Source organism: Nocardiopsis sp. CA-288880 (assembly GCF_050955985.1).
GTDB lineage: Bacteria > Actinomycetota > Actinomycetes > Streptosporangiales > Streptosporangiaceae > Nocardiopsis > Nocardiopsis tropica.
This window is the reverse complement of sequence record NZ_CP192105.1, coordinates 1,677,485-1,695,300: the sequence shown is the minus strand read 5'-3', so window position 1 is coordinate 1,695,300 and position 17,816 is coordinate 1,677,485. Positions and strand designations below refer to the sequence as shown.

The 17,816-nt window shown below is 75.9% G+C and carries 16 protein-coding genes; all 16 read right to left on the bottom strand.

Going from position 1 to position 17,816, the window contains the following annotated elements; genetic code table 11:
* Positions 1–10 precede the first annotated feature (10 nt).
* Positions 11–814 carry a class I SAM-dependent methyltransferase gene (locus ACQPYD_RS07420; RefSeq protein WP_352983457.1) on the bottom strand — a complete coding sequence of 268 codons (804 nt, stop codon included), beginning with the start codon at positions 812–814 and terminating at the stop codon, positions 11–13.
* Positions 811–2,427 (bottom strand): class I adenylate-forming enzyme family protein, encoded by a 1,617-nt coding sequence (locus ACQPYD_RS07415; RefSeq protein ID WP_433700332.1) that lies wholly within the window; start codon positions 2,425–2,427, stop codon positions 811–813. Before ACQPYD_RS07415 ends, ACQPYD_RS07420 begins: the two co-directional genes overlap by 4 nt.
* Complete coding sequence (locus ACQPYD_RS07410; RefSeq protein WP_433700331.1) at positions 2,424–4,067, bottom strand: CoA transferase; 1,644 nt, start codon at positions 4,065–4,067, stop codon at positions 2,424–2,426. Before ACQPYD_RS07410 ends, ACQPYD_RS07415 begins: the two co-directional genes overlap by 4 nt.
* Entirely contained in the window at positions 4,064–5,671 is a 1,608-nt protein-coding gene (locus ACQPYD_RS07405; protein WP_433700330.1) for a class I adenylate-forming enzyme family protein, read from the bottom strand. Before ACQPYD_RS07405 ends, ACQPYD_RS07410 begins: the two co-directional genes overlap by 4 nt.
* Positions 5,668–7,017: a protoporphyrinogen/coproporphyrinogen oxidase gene (locus ACQPYD_RS07400; protein WP_433700329.1), complete on the bottom strand. Its 1,350-nt coding sequence runs from the start codon at positions 7,015–7,017 to the stop codon at positions 5,668–5,670. Before ACQPYD_RS07400 ends, ACQPYD_RS07405 begins: the two co-directional genes overlap by 4 nt.
* Complete coding sequence (locus ACQPYD_RS07395; protein ID WP_433700328.1) at positions 7,014–8,009, bottom strand: UbiA family prenyltransferase; 996 nt, start codon at positions 8,007–8,009, stop codon at positions 7,014–7,016. Before ACQPYD_RS07395 ends, ACQPYD_RS07400 begins: the two co-directional genes overlap by 4 nt.
* Complete coding sequence (locus ACQPYD_RS07390) at positions 8,006–9,151, bottom strand: DegT/DnrJ/EryC1/StrS family aminotransferase (protein ID WP_433700327.1); 1,146 nt, start codon at positions 9,149–9,151, stop codon at positions 8,006–8,008. The genes ACQPYD_RS07395 and ACQPYD_RS07390 overlap by 4 nt, the downstream gene beginning before the upstream one ends.
* Complete coding sequence (locus ACQPYD_RS07385) at positions 9,148–10,353, bottom strand: DegT/DnrJ/EryC1/StrS family aminotransferase (protein ID WP_433700326.1); 1,206 nt, start codon at positions 10,351–10,353, stop codon at positions 9,148–9,150. Before ACQPYD_RS07385 ends, ACQPYD_RS07390 begins: the two co-directional genes overlap by 4 nt.
* An 84-nt stretch (positions 10,354–10,437) precedes the next feature.
* On the bottom strand, positions 10,438–10,968 hold the full coding sequence (locus ACQPYD_RS07380; protein WP_433700325.1) for an EF-hand domain-containing protein: 531 nt from the start codon (positions 10,966–10,968) through the stop codon (positions 10,438–10,440).
* Between the two features lie 158 nt (positions 10,969–11,126).
* The gene (locus ACQPYD_RS07375) at positions 11,127–11,597 is read right to left on the bottom strand and encodes a DUF6917 domain-containing protein (protein ID WP_433700324.1); all 471 of its coding nucleotides are present in this window, start codon (positions 11,595–11,597) and stop codon (positions 11,127–11,129) included.
* A complete protein-coding gene (locus tag ACQPYD_RS07370; RefSeq protein ID WP_433700323.1) occupies positions 11,594–12,517 on the bottom strand; it encodes a Gfo/Idh/MocA family protein in 924 nt (307 codons plus the stop codon). Before ACQPYD_RS07370 ends, ACQPYD_RS07375 begins: the two co-directional genes overlap by 4 nt.
* Positions 12,514–13,602 carry an Ldh family oxidoreductase gene (locus tag ACQPYD_RS07365; protein WP_433700322.1) on the bottom strand — a complete coding sequence of 363 codons (1,089 nt, stop codon included), beginning with the start codon at positions 13,600–13,602 and terminating at the stop codon, positions 12,514–12,516. The genes ACQPYD_RS07370 and ACQPYD_RS07365 overlap by 4 nt, the downstream gene beginning before the upstream one ends.
* A 44-nt stretch (positions 13,603–13,646) precedes the next feature.
* Positions 13,647–14,927, bottom strand: coding sequence for a M20/M25/M40 family metallo-hydrolase (locus ACQPYD_RS07360; protein ID WP_433700321.1), 1,281 nt, complete (start codon positions 14,925–14,927; stop codon positions 13,647–13,649).
* On the bottom strand, positions 14,924–15,802 hold the full coding sequence (locus ACQPYD_RS07355; protein WP_433700320.1) for a sugar phosphate isomerase/epimerase family protein: 879 nt from the start codon (positions 15,800–15,802) through the stop codon (positions 14,924–14,926). The genes ACQPYD_RS07360 and ACQPYD_RS07355 overlap by 4 nt, the downstream gene beginning before the upstream one ends.
* Positions 15,786–16,802, bottom strand: a complete 1,017-nt coding sequence (locus tag ACQPYD_RS07350) for an oxidoreductase (RefSeq protein ID WP_433700319.1) — start codon at positions 16,800–16,802, stop codon at positions 15,786–15,788. Before ACQPYD_RS07350 ends, ACQPYD_RS07355 begins: the two co-directional genes overlap by 17 nt.
* A 232-nt stretch (positions 16,803–17,034) precedes the next feature.
* The gene (locus ACQPYD_RS07345; RefSeq protein ID WP_267948705.1) at positions 17,035–17,343 is read right to left on the bottom strand and encodes a hypothetical protein; all 309 of its coding nucleotides are present in this window, start codon (positions 17,341–17,343) and stop codon (positions 17,035–17,037) included.
* Positions 17,344–17,816: the final 473 nt, after the last annotated feature.

Genomic DNA, 17,816 nt, shown 5'->3' with positions numbered 1-17,816 from the left:
GCGGCCCGGGTCATGCGGGGCGGCGGCCCCGCACGGAGTAGACCACGCAGGAGCAGGCCCGGAACGACGGGTCGTCCAGCAGGTCCCGCACCCGTGCCAGCCGCTCGTCCGTCATCCCCTCGCGCACGAACGCGTCGCGCAGGTGCAGGGTGTGGTGGCGGATCAGGCGGACCCCCGGGGAGCCGGCGTCCCACAGTTCCACGTGCGGCCGGGGGTCGACGCCGACCAGCCCGGCGCCGCGCATCGCCTCGGCGGCGTTCCTCCCCCAGGCCGGGTCGGCCCCGGCCCGGGTCATCAGCCGGATCTTCGCCTCCAGGAACTCCTCGTACAGCTCGCGGGCCCCGGCGTCGGGCATGAGCAGCGACGGCCCGTAGGTGATGTCGAACTCGTCCAGCTGCAGCACCCCGCCCGGCTTGAGCGCGCGCACGAGGCGGTTCAGGACCTCGATCCGCTCGGGCAGGTGCAGGAGCACCAGCCGCGAGTGGACGAGGTCGAAGGCCGCCTCCGGCAGGGGGTCCCGGGTGATGTCGTGCTTCCACACCTCCAACCCCTCGGCCGGGGCGATGTGGTCGGGTTTGATGTCGGTGGCGACCACCCCGCCGCCGGGCGCGACTCGCCCCGCCAGCCAGCGGGCGACGCCGCCTCCGCCCGCGCCCACCTCCAGGCAGCGCCACCCGGGTCCGACCCCGGTCTCCGCCAGTCTTCCGGTGGTCAGCGGGTCGTAGGCGGCGGCCAGGAACCGGTGCTGGTCACCGGCGTTCTCGTTGTGGTTGTCGAAGACGTAGCCGGGTCCGGCGGTGGCTGTGTCCGTCATCGTGGGCCTCCTGGGAGTACGGTCGGTCGGTCGCGGACCGCGTCGGCCGCGATCCGGGCCAGGGTGGACGTGCACACCTTCCCGGTCGGGCCGAGCGGCAGCGCGGGGAGGAACAGCACGTGCTCGGGCAGGGCGCGGACGTCCACGCCGTGCCCGTCGCGCAGGTGGGCGAGCAGTTCGCCGCCCGTGGGCGGGTCCACCCCCGGCAGGGGGCAGACGCAGGCGCACATGCGCTCGCCCAGGTCGGGGTCGGGCACGGGGACGCACTGCGCCTCGCCCAGGGCGGGGTGGGCGGCCAGGGCGCGCTCCACCTCGGCGGGGAAGAGGGTGACGCCGCCCCGGATCACCGTGCGGCGCAGGCGGTCCACGACCCACAGCGTCCCGTCGCCGTCCAGGCGGCCCGCGTCACCGGTGCGGACCCATCCGCCGGGGTCGCGCCGCTCGGCGTCGAGTGCGGGGTCCGCGACGTGGCACAGGGGCGTCATCGGTCCCCGTGCCCGGATCTCGCCGACCTCCCCCGGCGGCAGCGGCCGCCCCCGTGGGTCGCACACCCGGATCGCGGCGACGGCCGGGTCGGGGCGCCCGGCCATGCCCGGCTCCCACGCCCCGGGGTCGTGCGCGGTGTGGCAGTTGACCCCGTCGGTGGAGCCGTAGACGTTCACGACCGGTCGGCCGAAACGGCGTTCGCACAGGTCGCGCACCTCCCGGTGCAGGGGGGCGCCGCTGGCCACGAGCGCCCGCAGCGACCCGGTGTCGGCCTCCTCCCCGACCAGCGCGGTGCGCCTGAGCATGGTGGGCACGCCGATCAGGTGGGTGGGGCGGTCCCGTTCGACCGAGCGCAGCACGGCCACGGGGTCGAACCGCCCCGGAAGGACGAGGGTGGCCCCGAGCCGGACCAGGGACACGATGCCCAGCGAGCCGAAGGAGGAGGCCAGCGGCACCGGGATGAGGGCGCGGACGGGCCCGGCGCCCAGCACGGCCCGCGCGTAGTTGCCCCTCCCCCCGGCCATGGCGTTGTGCGAGTAGGCGACCATGGTCGGCTCGCCCTCGGATCCCGAGGAGACGAGGATGCGCGCGGGCGATTCGGCGTCGGGGCGCGCCGGCTCGGGCGCCCTCGCCCCCGCGAGGGGGCCGTCGGGGTCCAGCGTCCCGGCGTCCGCGCACCAGACCGGTGTGCCCGGCGCGTCGTCCGCGCGGGCGGGGGCGGTGACCAGGAGCGCGGCGCGGGAGCGCGCCAGCAGGGAGAGCACGTCGGTGCGGGAGCGCCCGTACGGGACCGGCAGGGCGACCGCCCCGAGTGCGGCGACGGCGAGTTCGACCGCGATCGCGTCCCTGCCGTCGGGCAGCAGGACCGCGACGACGTCGCGCTCGCCGCACCCCCTGGCGGCCAGGGCCGCGGCGGCCCGCCGGGCCCTGGCCGCGAGCCCGGCGCGGTCCAGGCTTCCGCGGCCGTCCACGACCGCCTCGCGCGCGGGGTCCTCCCGTACCCGGTCGAGGAACAGGGAGTACAGGTCCCGGCCGGGGCACAGGCCCTCCGCGACCCACCGGGCGCGCTCCTCGGCGGGGACGAGGTCCGCCAGGACCAGCCCCGCCCCGGAGGTCCAGGCCGTCACAGGTCCTCCCCGTCCAGGGGGGCGAACGTCCACGGGGCGCGCGGGAGGGAGGCCCCGCCGACCGTCGTGAAGGCCCCCGGGAAGGCGTCGGCCGCCTGGGCCGGGCCGGCGACCGGCGGCGTGCCGGAGCGGGGCAGGTGGGCGGTGCCGCGCCCGGCCCACCGGAGCAGGCGCGCGGCGTCGACCAGCCCCGTCCTCGCCACCGCGCCGGTCCCGGTGCGGGCGCGCAGCAGCAGGCCGGCCAGGGCCGCCTCGGCCGCGATGAGGCCGCCGAGCACATCCGTGAGGGTGACCAGGGAGGGGGCGGCGGGCGCTCCGCCGACGGACACCAGGTCCGCGATCCCGCCGTCGGCCTGGACCAGGAAGTCGGTGGCCGGGATCCCCGGCCCGGGGTCCTCGCCGGCCCACCCGTCGGCGTGGACGTGGACCAGTCCCGGGGCGCGGGCGGAGAGGTCGTCCGCCCCCAGCCCGAACCGCTCGGCCCGGCCCGGCGGCCAGTTGTAGAGCAGGACGTGGCCGGAGGCCGCCAGGTCGGCGGCCGCGCGGCGGCCCCCGGGGGCCTTGAGGTCCAGACGGACAGCGTCCTTGCCCCGGTTGAGGGCGGCGAAGCGGGCGGAGAGGTCTCCGGCCAGGGGCGGGACACCGCGCATGGGGTCGCCGCCCGGCGGCTCGACGCGCACGGTGTCGGCGCCGAGGAGGGTCAGCAGCAGACCCGCCAGGGGCCCCTGGACCCGGTTGGTGGCCTCGACCACCCGCAGCCCTGCCAGCGGCCCCGTCCCGGAGGCCGGCCACGGCGGCAGGCCCGGTCCGGGCTCCCCGCCGGCGCCGCGGAGCCGCCACGGCGAGGCGGGGCCCTCCCCGGCGACCTCGGCCAGGGGGCGCAGCGGGACCACGCCCACCCCGCACTCCCGGCCGGTGTCGCGGACGACGGCGAGCGGCAGCGCCGCGAGGGTCGCGAACAGCGCGGCGGGCAGCGGGCACACGGCGGTGGCGAACCTGCGCTGGAAGGGCGCCCATCCGGTGGCGACCGCCCGCGCGGGCGCGCCCAGGGCCTCCCAGAACCGGAGCCACGCCTCGGGGTCGAGGGTCTCGATCTCGAACCGGACGCCGTCGGCGGAGCGGAAGGGCGGCGGTTCGCCCTCCGCCGGGGCGGGCGGCGCCCCCCGCGCGGCGGTGGCGTCGGCGACGTACGGGGCGACCGCGAGGAGCGCCGCACCGGCCACGGAGACCGACGCCCGCAGCGCCGGCCCCCCGCGCAGCGCGCAGAGCACCGCCGCCGCCACCGCCTGCGCCGCGAGCACCCCGGCGCACACCGACGCGTGGTCGACGGGCAGGAAGCGCGGTCCTCCCACGGCGAGGCCGTGCAGGTGCGCCAGGCCGCACGCGGCCTGGACGTCGCGCTCGTCGGCCAACGGCTCCGGGGACGCCGACCACACCAGGTCGCACCCGGCCCGGCCGCCCCCCGGACCGGTGAGCAGGTCGATCCGGCCCGCGGGGGCGCCCGCCGCTGCGGGCCCCCGCACGACCTCGCACCCCAGTGCCCTCAGGCGTGCCGCCGCGACGCGCACCGGTACCGCGTCGCCCGAGGCCAGGACCGCGGTCCCCGCCAGCGGAGGAGCGGCGATCGCCGTCGAGGTCACGTCCACCTCCCCTTGCCGGGGGCGTCGGGGCCCAGGCCGAGGCTCTCCCGCAGCGCGCCCCGGCGGACCTTGCCGGTACCGGTGCGCGGCAGGTCGCCCCAGGTGAGGACCACCGGTTCGGCCATCGTCGGCAGGTCGACGACGGCCTCCTTCCAGATCCCCGGGGCGAGGGTGCCGTCCTCCGTGGCCACGACCGGCACGGGCGGGCCGTCGGCGACCCCCAGCACGACGCAGTCCAGCGCCTGGGGGAGCCGTTCGTCGACGACGTCCTCGATCTCCAGGCAGCCGCCGTCGGACAGGGAGTCCACCTCCCGGTCCACCAGGCGGACCGCGCCGGTGCGGTCGACGGAGCCGATGTCCCCGGTGCTCCACCACTGGCCGACGAGCTTGGAGCGCCAGCGCCCCTCCTCCCCGACGTAGCCGAGGCACAGCGCGTCGGTGCGGCAGAACAGCAGGCCGGGCTCGCCCGCCGGGAGGGGGCGCAGGGTCCTCGTGTCGACGGCGCGCAGCCGGGTCCGCCCGGGGACGGGCCGCCCCAGGTTGCGGGTGGTGGGGTCGACCCACTGCCTGCGGGCCAGCGACCGGCGGGTGAGGAAGCGGAAGGTCAGCGGACCCGTCTCGCTCTGGCCCCACCCCTGCATCCACACCGGCGCCCGCCGGCGGCTGGCGTTGAGGAAGGTGCGGACGGTGGACGGGTGCACGGCGTCGAAGGTGCTGACGAACAACCGCACACGCCCGAACTCCTCCCCCTTCCCGTCGACGTGCCGCTGCCAGCGCACCAGGGTGGAGGGCTGGGCCTCCAGGGTGGTGGGCCGGTGGCGGCGCAGCGCGGGACCGGCCTCGTCCCAGTCGGGCGAGGTGATCAGCGAGACCGCCGCCGGGAACATCCACAGCACCCCGGCCGTCCAGGCCAGGGCACGTCCGTGGGCGTAGGAGAAGGAGGTGGCGACCGTGTCGTCGCGCCGGCTGCCCAGCACCGGCCACCGGTGGGACTCGAAGCCCGCCAGCCGGCGCAGGATGGTGCGTGTGGAGTGCACGGCCAGTTTCGGGACGCCGGTGGTCCCGGAGGTGTGCATGACGGCGAGCGGTGCGTCCAGGTGCGGACGGCGCGGCGGCGGCGCGGAGCCCCCGCGCACGTCGTCCGTGCACAGGGCCCGCTCGGCGCGGCCCCCCACCACCAGGGTGCGCGCGGCGTGGGCGGAGGGGTCGTGCCCCGCGCCGCGGGCGGCCTCCAGCAGGGCGGCGTCGGTGACCAGGAGCGCCGGTTCCAGCCTGCGGAGGAGGATGCCCAGGGTCTCGGGGGACAGGTGGGCCGACAGTGACGCGGGGACGGCGCCCAGGCGTGCGGCGGCGCAGGCCAGAAGCACGTAGTCCCAGTGGTTGCGCTTGGCGATGGCGACGCGGTCGCCCGGCCGCACCCCCGCCTCGGCGAACCAGCCGGAGACCCGGCGCACCAGGTCGGCGGCGGCCGGCACGTCGAGTTCGGAGCCCGCCTCGGGGGCGATGTCCAGGGGCCTGCTCAGCCGCACGGCGGTGGTGGAGCCGCGCGCCGCCAGGTCGTCGAAGAGGGTGCCCAGGTGGAGGGGTTTGCTCAGGAGTGTCATGGCGCCTCGGTCGTGATCGGTTCGCGGGAGGTGGAGAGCAGGGCCGACGTGCGTTCGGCGGCCGTGAAGGCCGAGGCCACCGCCCCCTCGCTGCACGGGCGCAGGGCGGTCCAGTCGCCGGCGTAGTCGACGGGGGCCAGGGGCCGGTCGGCGAAGGCGGGGCGGGCGGCCAGCGCCCGCGGTTCGGGCAGGGGCAGGCCGTGCCGGAAGCGGTGCACGATCGTCCTCCTCACGCGCTCCCCCACCCCGGGCATGAGGCGCTCGGCGCGTGCGGTGAGGCGCGCGCCCACCTCGTCGTCGGGTGCGTCGATGAGGTCGCGCGCCGCCTGCGGGGAGGCGACCAGGGACACCAGGCCGCGTCCCCTGGGCGCCCGGCCGGGGTGCTTGGCGTGGTCCGCGGTGACCACGGCGAGCACGGGGTCGTCGGGCACCAGGACGGCGAAACCGCGGCGCGCCCCGCGCGGGGCCGTGGGGGCGTCCAGCAGCAGGGACACCCGGAGCATGGGCGCGTATCCGCAGGCCTCCAGGTACTCCCGCTCGGCCGGGGGCGCCCCGGGGTGGAGGCGCAGGGCGACGGGGGCCGGCACGGCCAGGACGACGGCGCGCGCGGTCACCGCTCCCCTCGGGGAGTCCAGGCGCACCCCGCCGGGGGCGTGCGCGACACCGGTCACCGGGTGGCCGGTGCGCACGTCCAGCCGGGCCGCCAGCGCCCGGGGCAGCGTGTCCATCCCGTCCCGGTAGGTGCGCCAGGTGGCGGTGCTGCCGGAGGCGGCCAGGTGGGCGGCGAAGGGCGCGGCGGCGGCCCGTTCCGGCGGCCAGCCGAAGAACCCCGCGGCGAGCGGGCCCAGGAGGCGGTCGCGCACCTGCGGGTGGTACCTCCGCAGGAGGTCGGCCACGGTCTCCTCCCCCAGCGCCGCCCTCTCGGGGCGGTCGGGGTCCAGCCCGGCGCGGTCCAGGCGCCGCAACAGGCGTGCGAGGTCGAGACGGGCCCTTGCGGACAGTCCCATGCCGGTGAGCAGCCCCAGGGGGCGTCCGGCGTGGGGGCGGGCGCGCCCGTCCCACCAGACCGCGAGGGCGTCGCGCACCAGGGGGACCGCCTCGGGGTCGGAGTCCAGGCCGGTGGCGCGCACGAGCCGCCAGGTCGCCGGGTAGGCGTCGGCCGAGGGGATCATCTCGGCGCCGGTGTCGACGAGGTAGCCGTCGGAGCGCAGTGTGCGCGTCCTGCCCCCCACGGCGTCGGCGGCCTCCAGGACCCGCACCGTGTGTCCTGCGGCGGCCAGCAGGTGCGCGGTGGCGAGCCCGGCGGGCCCCGCGCCCACCACCGCCGCGTCGAGCGGCGCGCTCACAGGGCGCCCGGCAGGAACGGGGCGAGCAGGTTGGCCCCGATGAGGAGCACGGCCGTGGCCCGGTGCGTGTGGATGGCCGTGCGGCGCGCCCGCAGGATGTCGCCGAGGACGAAACCGGTGTAGAGCTGGACGACCCGCAGGGCGATGACCGGCAGCAGGGCGACGGTGAACCACCAGGGGGCGATCCCGAGCAGGTGGGACCCGGTGACGAGCAGGGTCTCCGTCGCGGTGAGCGCGACGATGAAGGCCGTGTTGGCGCGCGGGGACACCCTCGCGGCGACGGTGATGCGTCCCGCGGCCCGGTCGCCCGCGGCGTCGTTGGTGTTGGAGTACAGGCCGAAGATCATCGGGCCGCCGCCGAACACCAGCGCCTGGACGATCACGAAGCCGTCGACGTGCCCGACGAGCAGGCCGTAGGGGACCAGGACCCAGCCCACCCCCAGGCCGCAGAGGAAGATCTCCTGGAAGCCCCGGTAGCTGAGCTTCAGCCCCCAGGAGTACTGGACCGACGCGACCAGGCACAGGGCCGCCCCGACGACGGCCCACAGGGGCCGGTGCGGGGCCAGCGCGACCACCAGGGCCCACAGGACGACGCTCGCGGCGGTCGCCGCCCGCCCGAAGCGGAGCGCCTGGGGTTCGGTGAGGGTCCCGTGGACCAGGGGTTTGCGGGCGAGCCGGCGCCGCGCGGCGTCGGAGCCGTAGTTGGCGGCGTCCGAGCCGTCACGGTAGCCGGTGACGTCGTCGAAGGAGACCATGGCGGCCACCACCGCCACCTCGGCCACCAGGACGAGCAGGAGGAAACCGAGGGTGTCGGCGCGCGCCCCCAGCAGGGGCAGCGTCATGGCGAACACCAGCGGCAGGCCGATGTAGTAGTCGACGATGTCGAGTTTGGCGAGCCTGGCGTAGGCGCCCGCGGTGGGCCGGGGCGGGGCGGGTGGCGCGGCGGGCGGCGCGGCGGGCGGCGCGGGGGGCGCGGTCGTGCGGTCGGTCATCGGTTCCTCCCGTGGGCGAACGCGCGCACGGCGGTGACCACGTGCTCGACGCGTTCGTCGGTCAGGTGCGGGTACAGGGGCAGGGAGATGTTGCGGCGCGCCGCGTCCCGCGCCCGGGGCCACTGCCCGCCGGGGCGGGCGTGGGGGGCGAAGGCGGGCTGCTCGGGCAGGGCTCGGGGGTAGTAGACGTGGGTGTCGATCCCTTCGGTGGCCAGGTGGTCCCGCAGCCCGTCGCGGTCCTCGCACAGGAGCGTGTAGACGTAGGGGAAGCGTCCGTCCCCGCCCGCGGGGGGCGCCACGACCCCGTCCCCGCGCAGGTCGGCCAGGTGCTCGGAGTAATACGAGCAGATGGCGTTCCGGCGGGCCACGCGCTCCTCCAGCCCCGCCAGGCGGTGCAGCTGGAAGGCGGCCATCACCTCGTCGAACCGGCTGTTGTGGCCGATGCGGTGGTGCAGGAACCGGTGTCGGCCGTCCTGGCCGTGGTTGCGCAGCATCCGCACCCGGTCGGCGAGCCCGGCGTCGGCCGACAGGACCACGCCGCCCTCGCCGGGCATGCCGAAGACCTTGACCTGGACGAAGGAGTACACCCCGGCGTCGCCCCACAGGCCGGCGGGGCGGCCCCGGAGCGTGCCGCCCTGGGCCAGCGCCGCGTCCTCGACGAGCCGCACCCCCGCACGGGAGGCCAGATCGCGCAGGCGGGGCATGTCGGCCATGACGGAGAACATGTGGGCGGGCATGAGGGCCCGGGTCCCGGCGGTGAGGAGCTGCTCGGCGTGGTCGGGGTCCATGGTCAGCGTCACGGGGTCGACGTCGGCGAAGACCGGGGTCGCGCCGCACGACAGGACGGTGCTCGCCAGGGGGGCGCAGCCGAAGGCCGGGACGACCACCTCGTCACCGGGCCCGATGTCCATGGCGGCAAGGACGAGGGTCAGCGCCGAGGTCCCGCTGGAGCAGGCCACGACGTCGCCGGCGCCCAGGGAGTCGCGCAGCGCCTCCTCGAACCGCGCGGTGCGGCGCCCGAGGATGAACTTCTGCTCGGGGTCCGTGCCGACCTCGTACAGGGCCGCGAGGAGCGCCTCGCGCTCGGTCTCGAAGAGGTCGGGGGCGAAGAACGGGACGGTCCGCCCGGTGGCCGCGGTCATCGGGTCCTCCCGGCGAGGAAGCGCTCGATCTCGTCGCAGACCCGGTCGACCCGCTCCTCGGACAGGTCGGCGTACAGCGGCAGCGCCACGGCCGACCGGCACACCTCCTCGGCGCGGGGCAGGTCGCCCGGCCGGTGGCCCAGGTGGGCGAAGCACGGCTGCAGGTGCAGCGGGCGGGGGTAGTAGACCTCGGTGCCCACACCCGCGGCGTCCAGGTGCGCGACGAGGCCGTCGCGGTCGTCCACCTCGACGAGGTGGACGTACACCGCGCGCTCCTCGCCGGGCCGGGCCGCGGCGTCGCCGGGGACGGTCCGTACCCCGGGCAGGCCGCGCAACCGCTCGTCGTAGCGGCGCGACAGTTCGGCGCGGCGCCGGATGTCGGCGTCCAGGCGGGTGAGCTTGGCCAGCAGGACGGCGGCCTGGAGGTCGTCCATCTTGCTGTTGCCGCCGACGACGACCGTCGGGTTGGAGATGCCGGGGAACTCGGCCAGGGTGCGCCCGGACCGGCCGTGGTGGCGCAGCATCCGCGCGGTTTCGGCGACGGCGTCGTCGTCGGTGAGCAGGGCCCCGGCGTCGCCGACGGCCCCCAGGGTCTTGGCGGGGAAGAAGGAGAGGACGCCGCCGGCGCCGAGCAGTCCCGCGTGCTTGCCGTGGAGGCGCATGCCGACGGCCTCCGCGCTGTCCTCCACCACGGTCAGCCCGTGGGCGCGGGCGACCCGGCCGATGCCCTCCATGTCGGCGAGCCGGTCGAAGAGGTGGACCGGCATGACCATGCGGGTGCGCGGGGTGACGGCGTCCGCGACCGCGTCGGGGGAGAGCCCGTACCCGTGCGCCTCGATGTCGGCGAAGACGGGGACGCCGCCGGCGTGCACGACGGCGGTGGCGGTGGCGACGAACGTGTAGGCGGGGACGATCACCTCGTCGCCGGGGCGCAGCCCTGCGGCGCGCAGGAGAATGACGAGCGCGTCGGTCCCCGAATTGACGCCGACGACGTGCCGGGCGCCGGTGTAGCGCTCCATTTCCCGCTCGAATTCAGCCACCATGGAGCCGTGCGAGAACTTACCGTCGTCCATGACGCGGACACAGTTCTCCTCGATCTCCGGCCACAGTCTTCGGAAGGTGTCCGACTGGTCGAAGAAGGGAATGCGCGAACGACCCCCGCCGCGTTCGCCCGCAGCGGGGGAGGAGAGTGCCGACTTCATTTCTTCCGTTCTGCGTGTGGGGGGCCGGAGCCCGGCCGCGCCGTGGCGCGGCCGGGCCGGAAGGGGGACGGGACCCGAGGGGGGTCAGACGCCCAGGAGGGGGATGTCGTTCTTGCCGAGGTGGTAGTCGCGCACCGCGGCGACCAGCTCGGTGACGGTGAGGACGCCGTCGTTGTCGGTGTCGATCTCACCGAAGGCGTCGGCGGCCTGGGCGGTGCTCAGGCCGATGGCGTCGAACCACCGCTCCAGCTCGGTCGGGCTGATCCGGCCGTCGCCGTCGGTGTCGGCGATGGCCATGATCGCCTGGATGGTCGGCTGGAGGACCTCCGAGAAACCGGCGTCGCCCTTGCTGACGATCTCGCTCTCGGCGGCCCGGACGAAGTCCTCCTTGCTCATCCGCTCGGTGCCCGCGGACCGCGCCAGGCGGTCGAACAGGCCGAGGTAGGCGCCACGGAGGCCCTCCGCGCCGGGGGCCGAGGCCTCGACGCCGAAGCGGCTGAGGATGCCCTCGACCTCCTGCTCGAAGTCAGCGCGCTCGATCACGCCGTTGCCGTTGTGGTCCCACAGGCGGAAGCGCTCTTCGAGGCGGTCGTTGGCCTTGACGGCGGTCGTCATCCGTTCTCCTTCAAGAGAATAGTTGGAAACAACAAATGAATAGCAGGGGAAAGGGGACTCGAATGCGATTCGAGAATCACCTTCCCCCGACTCGAATATTACCGAGCCCGGGACCCCGGAAAAGCCAATCCGGGAAAATCATCGATGCTGCGTGAAATTTATTTCGGACATTCTTCGACATTTTTCGCGGACGGTGTCCGGAAGAGCTCGGCCACGGTCCGGGGGCTCCCCTGCCGGAACACCACCGGCTCCTCCGGTCGCAGCGCCAGCTCGCGCCCCGTGGGGGCCGGGTCCGCGTGGATGAGCACGTTGTAGTGGTTCGGCGTGTGGCAGGCGTCGAACCCCAGCACCACGCCCACCCGGCGCGGACCGATCCACACCTCGTCGCCCCGGTCCACGACGCCGGCGGCGGTGATCTCGGCGAACCCCAGGAACCCGACGCGGTCGATCCGGGCGCCCTCCGAGGTGTCGGTGTGGTCGGTGGCGACCAGCTCGTGGACCTCTCCCGCGCGCACGCACCGGCTCGCGAACGGTTCCAGCCGCATGCCGCGCTCGGTCCTGCTGTGGACCAGGACCTTGAGCAGGGTGGCGGCCACGTCGCGCTTGGCTCCGTCCTCGTGCGGGTTCACCGGCCGACCCTCTCCCCGAGCTCCGCCGCGCGGTAGGCCTCGCCGACCAGGCGCAGCGCCGACACCCCCGCGCCGTCGTCGGTCCGCCCTTCGCGCACCCGGCGCGCGAAGTCGGCGGCGATGCCCTCGTACTCGTGCCACAGGGACTCCTTGAAGGCGGGGCGGCCGGCCAGCAGGTCGGCCGCCCACACCTGCCCGTCCGCCGTTCTCACCACCACGTCCTTGCACTCCCCCGGATGGGACCAGTCCAGCAGCACCCGGGCGCGGGCTCCCCCCGCCCGCAGGGCGACGTCCGCCCTCCGGTCCACCCCCGCGCCGTCGTACTCCACCCGGGCCCCGGTCACCTCGGCCCGGCCCAGCAGGGTCTCCACCAGGTCGAAGGCGTTGGGTCCGTTGTCGGCCACGCAGCCGCCGCCGCAGCGGCCCGGATCCAGGTACCAGGTGTCCTCCCCGGCGTGCTCCTCGATCCGCTCCAGGTAGCGCACGGTCACCTCCGCCACCTCGCTCTCCCCGATCCGGTGCCGCAGCGCGGCGAACCCGGAGTTGTACCGGCGGTGGAAGGCCGTGGTCAACGGCACCCCCCGCTCCCGGGACAGGGTGGCCAGGGCCTCCCCCTCCGCGAGGTCCAGGGCGAGCGGCTTCTCCGCGCACACCGCGACACCGGCCGCGAGGGCGTCGGCGCAGATCCGGGCGTGCGCGTCGTTGGGGGCCGTGACCACGACCGCGGCCAGGTCCGCCTCCGCCAGCATCCGCGTGTGGTCGGTGTAGCCCACCGCCCCCGGCGGCGGGTCCGCGATCCTCGACGGGTTCAGGTCGCACACGGCCGCGAGCTCCCAGTCGGCGGAGTCCGAGAGCGCCGCCAGGTGGAACCGGGAGATGACCCCCAGGCCGACCACTCCCACGCGCAGGGGCTCCCTCATCGGCCCTCCCCCGCGCGCGCCGGCGCCGGGATCCCCGCCCGCGCGGCCACGTCCGCCAGTTCGGCGTACAGGCCGGCGGCCAGCGGCACCCCCTTGGCGCGGCGCTCCCGCGCCGTGCGGTGCTCGTGCCAGCCGGGGTAGCGCACCGGGTCGCCGGGGGCGGCCGGAGGGCACGCCGTCACCACGCCGAACAGCTCCTCGGCGTCGGCCGGCGCCCCCTCGCGCAGCGCGTCGGGGGCGATCGCCAGCATCAGGAAGCCGATGTCGTCGTCCCGGCCGGAGGGCCCGCCGTCCCCGGCCAGGGCGTCGGGGTCCGGGCCCCGCCCGGCGCCGGAGACCACCGCGGACAGCACCTCCACCAGCAGTCCGAGGCCGAAGCCCTTGAACCGCCCCGCCTCGCCGCCCAGCCACATCAGGTGCGCACGCCCGGCGTCGAACGCCGCCGGGTCGGTGACGGGGGCGCCGTGGTCGTCGCACAGCACCCCCTCCGGCAGCCGCCGGCCCTCGCGGGCGGCCTGCCGGACCCGGCCGGTGGGCGCCGCCGTGGTGCTCATGTCCAGCAGGAACGGCGGATGCGCACCGGCAGGGGCCGCGGCGCTGAGCGGGTTGGTCCCCAACAGGGCCACGGCCCCGCCCGGCGGCCGCGCGATGCGCTGGCGGCCGCAGTTGCTCGCGACCACGCCGATCATGCCGCGTTCGACGGCGCGCAGTGCGTGGTAGCCGGCGCAGCCCAGGTGCGTGGCCCCGCGTACCGACACCAGGCCCACCCCGTGCTCCCCGGCCCGCTGCGCGGCGAGGTCCATCGCCTCCGACGCGGCCCACAGGCCGAGGGAGCGCCGGGCGTCGAGCAGCACGGCGGCGCCGAGGTCGGCCAGCACGCGGGGTTCCGCGCCGGGGTCGGCCCTCCCCTCGTCGAGCAGGGGGAGGTAGAGCCCGGCCAGGTTGGCGACCCCGTGGGAGTCCATTCCGGTGAGGTCACCGTGGCACAGGGCGCGCGCCGCCTCCGCGGCCCGGCCGTGGGGCAGGCCCCGGCCGGCGAAGACCTCCGTGAGGAAGGCGAGCAGCGCGTCGTGGTCGACCGTCACGGTCGCCCGTTCCTGTGCCGGCGGTGACTCTGGGGAGAGGGTGGTCACGATCCTCCGTCGGTGTCGTCGGTGAAGGCGGTCAGGAGACGGGCCACCGTGTCGGCGTACCCGTCGAGGTCGCTGAGGCGGACGCGCTCGTCGTCGCCGTGCGCGCCGTCGGCGTCCAGGTCGCCCGGTCCCAGCACGACGGTGCAGGTGTCCGGGACGTCCGCCATCCAGATGGCGTCGCAGGTGAAGGCCGGTTCGCCGGCCGGCCAGGCGGGCACCCCCGCCCGGCGCAGCAGGTCGTGCCCCCACCGGTCGCGGTCGTCCAGGACCGGCAGGCCGCGCTTGGGCCAGTCCAGGCGGGTGAGGCGGCGCGCGTCGGCCGCGGTCCGGGCGAAGAGGGCGGTGTCGGCGAAGGCGGAGCCGAACTCCGCCAGCGCGGTGTCGAAGGCGCCCCGCACCGCCTCCTCCAGGGTCCTGCCGGCGCGGGCGTCGGCGTAGGACAGGTTGAGGAGCAGGTCGCCGGAGCCGTACACGCGGTTGTGCAGTGTGCCCGTGTGCAGCCCGGCCACGCACACCGCGCCGTTCCGGGCGTGGGCGTCCAGGGCGCGGCCCATGCGCTGGGCGAGGAACCCCAGCAGCACCGAGGCGTTGTGCCCGCTGTGGGGCCGGTCGTCCACGGCGTCGTCGCCGCGCACCGAGACACGGGCGGTCATCGAGGCCGTGGAGCGGGTGAGGAACCGCCCGGACGTGGGTTCGCAGAACACGTTGACGCGGCCGGTGTGACCCAGCCCGACCAGGGGGCGGGTGCCCAGGACGCCCATGGCGCCGCCCTCCTCCCCCGCGACCGCCTGGACGAGGACGGCGGTGTCGCGGCCCAGGGCCGGCGAGCGCTCCAGGGCGGCGCGCACCCCGGCCAGGAGCGCCACCGCGGGCCCCTTGGCGTCGACGGCGCCGCGTCCGCGGAAGACCTCGCCGTCGAAGGAGGGGGCGGGGCCGCCCGCGACGGTGTCCATGTGCACGTTGAACATCACCGTGCGCTCGCGCGGCACGGCGTCGGGGCCGAGCCTCAGGACCAGGCTGGGCTGGCAGGCGAGGAAGCCGGGGTCGGCTGCGGCCTCGCGCACCGTCTCGGGCACGCCGGGCGCCTCCAGGTCGGCGGGGTCGGCGGGGGCGTGGCGGACCACCCGGAACCCGAGCCGCCCGGCGGCGCGGGCGTAGTCGCGCTGGGCCTCCCACAGCCGGGGCGCCGGGCCCGCGGCCCCGGTCTCCAGGGGGCCGGCCGTGGGAGCGGCCAGCAGCCGCATCAGCAGGGAGCGCTCGTCACCGGTGAGCGTCATCGGACCGCCTCCGTGCGCCAGACCCGGCGCACCGTCTCCTCCAGGGCCCGCCCGTACTCGACGAACCCGGCCGCGTCCCCCCGGCCGGGGTCGCCGCCGGTTCCCCGGAGGTGGGGGCGCAGGTGCAGGTGGGGTTCGATGGACAGTGCGCCCCGGTAGCCGTGGCCGGCCAGGATCCGCAGGCACTCGTCCACCCCGGCCCGTCCCCGGCCGGGCAGCACGTAGGCGGTGTCCCCTCCGGGGGCGTCGACGGCGTCCTTGACGTGGACGTGGGCCACGTACTCCACGAGCGGGCGCAGCATCGCGGCGGCGTCGTAGCCGTGGGCGACGCCGTTGCCGGTGTCGAACAGCACCCGCAGCGCCGGGCTGTCGACGTGGGCCAGCAGGTCTAGGACGCGGGCGGCGTCCTCCCCCGCCCATCCGGCGCAGTTCTCGTGCGCCAGGACCAGGCCGGCGTCCTCGGCGCGGTCGGCCAGCACGCGCATCCGCGTGCGGACCGCGCGCCCCCACTCGGGCTCGGCCAGGCCCCCGGAGGGGAAGGACATGATCCGCACCGTGCGCGTGCCCAGGACCGCGCAGCGCCGGGCGAGCACGTCCAGCTCGGCCAGGTCGACGGCGAAGTCCCCGGTGGCGGGCCGGGACCAGTCGCCGATCTTGGCGGCGACGGCGACCACCTCCACCCCTGCCGCGCGGATGCGCTCCGCGGCCCTCGCGAAGGCGGCGTCGTCCGTCTCGGCGAGCGGCACGCCGTCCAGGGTGCGCAGCTCCAGCAGGTTCCAGCCGAGCGCGCGCACGGCGGCGATCTGGCCGGGCAGCCCGGGGGCGGCCTCGTCGCCGATCCCCGCCAGGCGGGGTGTCTCAGACGCGGACGGCACTGTCGGCCTCCCGGGGGTCGTCGGTGCGGGGGGAGCAGAGGTTCTTCGCCTCGGACAGCAGGCGGACGGCCTCCACGTGGACGGGCAGGTCTCCCCTGGCGCGCCGGGGCCGGGAGTAGCGGGTGTAGCAGGCGCGCAGGAACGCGGTGAAGGCGTCGTCGTGGAAGACCGAGCGGGTGGGGGCCCGTCCCGGCACCGCCACCGACAGCTGGGCGGTGTGGTCGGCCTCGCTGCACGGGTAGTGGCCGGTCAGGACGACCTCGTCGAACTCCAGCACGATGCGCCGCTCGCGCAGCGGGGAGGTCAGGTCGGACTCGATCCGGGTGAGCACGCCGGTGTGGTGCACGAGGTCCAGGCGGGCTCCGCCCAGGCCCGGCAGGCGCGTCCCGTCGACGACCATGTCCTCCAGTCCGGCCGCGGCGACGTCGGCGCCTCCCGCGAGCGCCACGACCACGGCGAGGGCGTGGGGGACCTCGATGTCGAAGGCGGTGGGGTGCCCCGGCGACCCCAGGGACCTGGTGAACCGGGGCTTGTGCTGGAGCACCGTGATCGCGCGCAGCGCCCCGAAGGCGCCGGAGCGCCGGGCCGCCGACAGCCGCCTGCTCAACGCGCTGGCCGACCAGGGGGTGGAGACGGCGAGGTCGAGGTCCCAGCGGCGGCGCAGCCGCGCGATCGCGGCGAGTTCGACGAGGTCCAGGGCCAGCGGCTTCTCCACGATGATGCTGCGGTAGCCCAGGCGGGCCAGGGCCTCCAGCGGCTCCGCGCGCAGGTGGGGCGGGGTGCACAGGTGGACCACGGTGTCCCGCGGCGGGAGGCGGCGCGCCGCCTCCTCGGGGGAGGCGACCGCCAGGAGCCCGTCCGCCCCGGGACACAGGGGGTCGTGGCCCATCACCGGGCCCGGCGCGAAGAGGGAGGGGGCCGCCGCCCGCGCCTTGGCGAGCGACGGCAGGTGCAGCCCTCTTCCCGATCTGCCCAGGCCGACGATGAGGGTGTGCAGCATGGAGGGTGCGCGCCTTTCCGTTCGCCGTCATCCTCGTTCCGCGCCCTTCCGGACGGGCGGAACCATCGAACGGAGACCCAGCGTGGAGCACCACGGAAAAAGCGTCAAAACGCGAAACCTCCACCCGCGTCCCAAACCCTACCCCCAACTACTCCTTAATCGAGGGAAACAAGCGGACAAAGCAGGCGTATTGGGAATGCTTGAATTTGCCGCTTTGTCCGGTATTCGCGGGTCAGGCCACGGAGAAGCTGAACAGGCCGCTGGGCGGGGCGTGCCAGCCCCGGTCGGGCGCCACGGTCACCCCGGGCCCCAGGCACCGCGTCCCGGCGTGGAGGCGCACGTCCGCGTCGGTCAGGTTGACCAGGACGTGGGCCGTCCCGGGGAGGCGCACGCAGCTTCCCGAGGCGGGGTCGGAGTAGCGCACGAGATCCTCGAACTCGGTCGTGAAGACCACGACCTCACCGGTCGCCGCCTGGGCGGGAGAGGCCCCCAGGAGGACACTGCCCAGGAGCGCCGCGGCCACGGTGGACGAAAACTTCATTCCACCATCCTTTCTGATTTCATGTGCGTTTCACGGAGGCGACCTCCTCGCCCGGGGAGGACGCGGAGGTTCGCCGGAACGATCTTCTCCGAAACCCTCGCCCTGCACAACCGGAATGCCGAAAGGCATTTTCGGTCCACCGGCCGACCGTGGATAGAAGCATCACGACGTGGCTACATAAAATCAATAAATGCAATCTTATGCTGACGAAACGGACCCGATTCGGCGCCTTCTCCGACCGTGCGGGGCAGGGGCCCCCGGAGCTCGCGGAAGTCCCGTCCGACGGCCTTCCCCGGCAACGGCCGGGGGCGGCGGCCCGGCACGTGTGCCCCGTCCGGAGGGACGCGGGCCTCCCGGCCCCGGCGTCGCGGCCTGGCGGCCCCGGCGCCGTTCCCCCACGCCGCGCACCCGCCCCTCGGCGTCGCGCGGGACGCGGCCCCGCGGCGGCCCCGGCGTCGCGTCCTCGGGCCGCC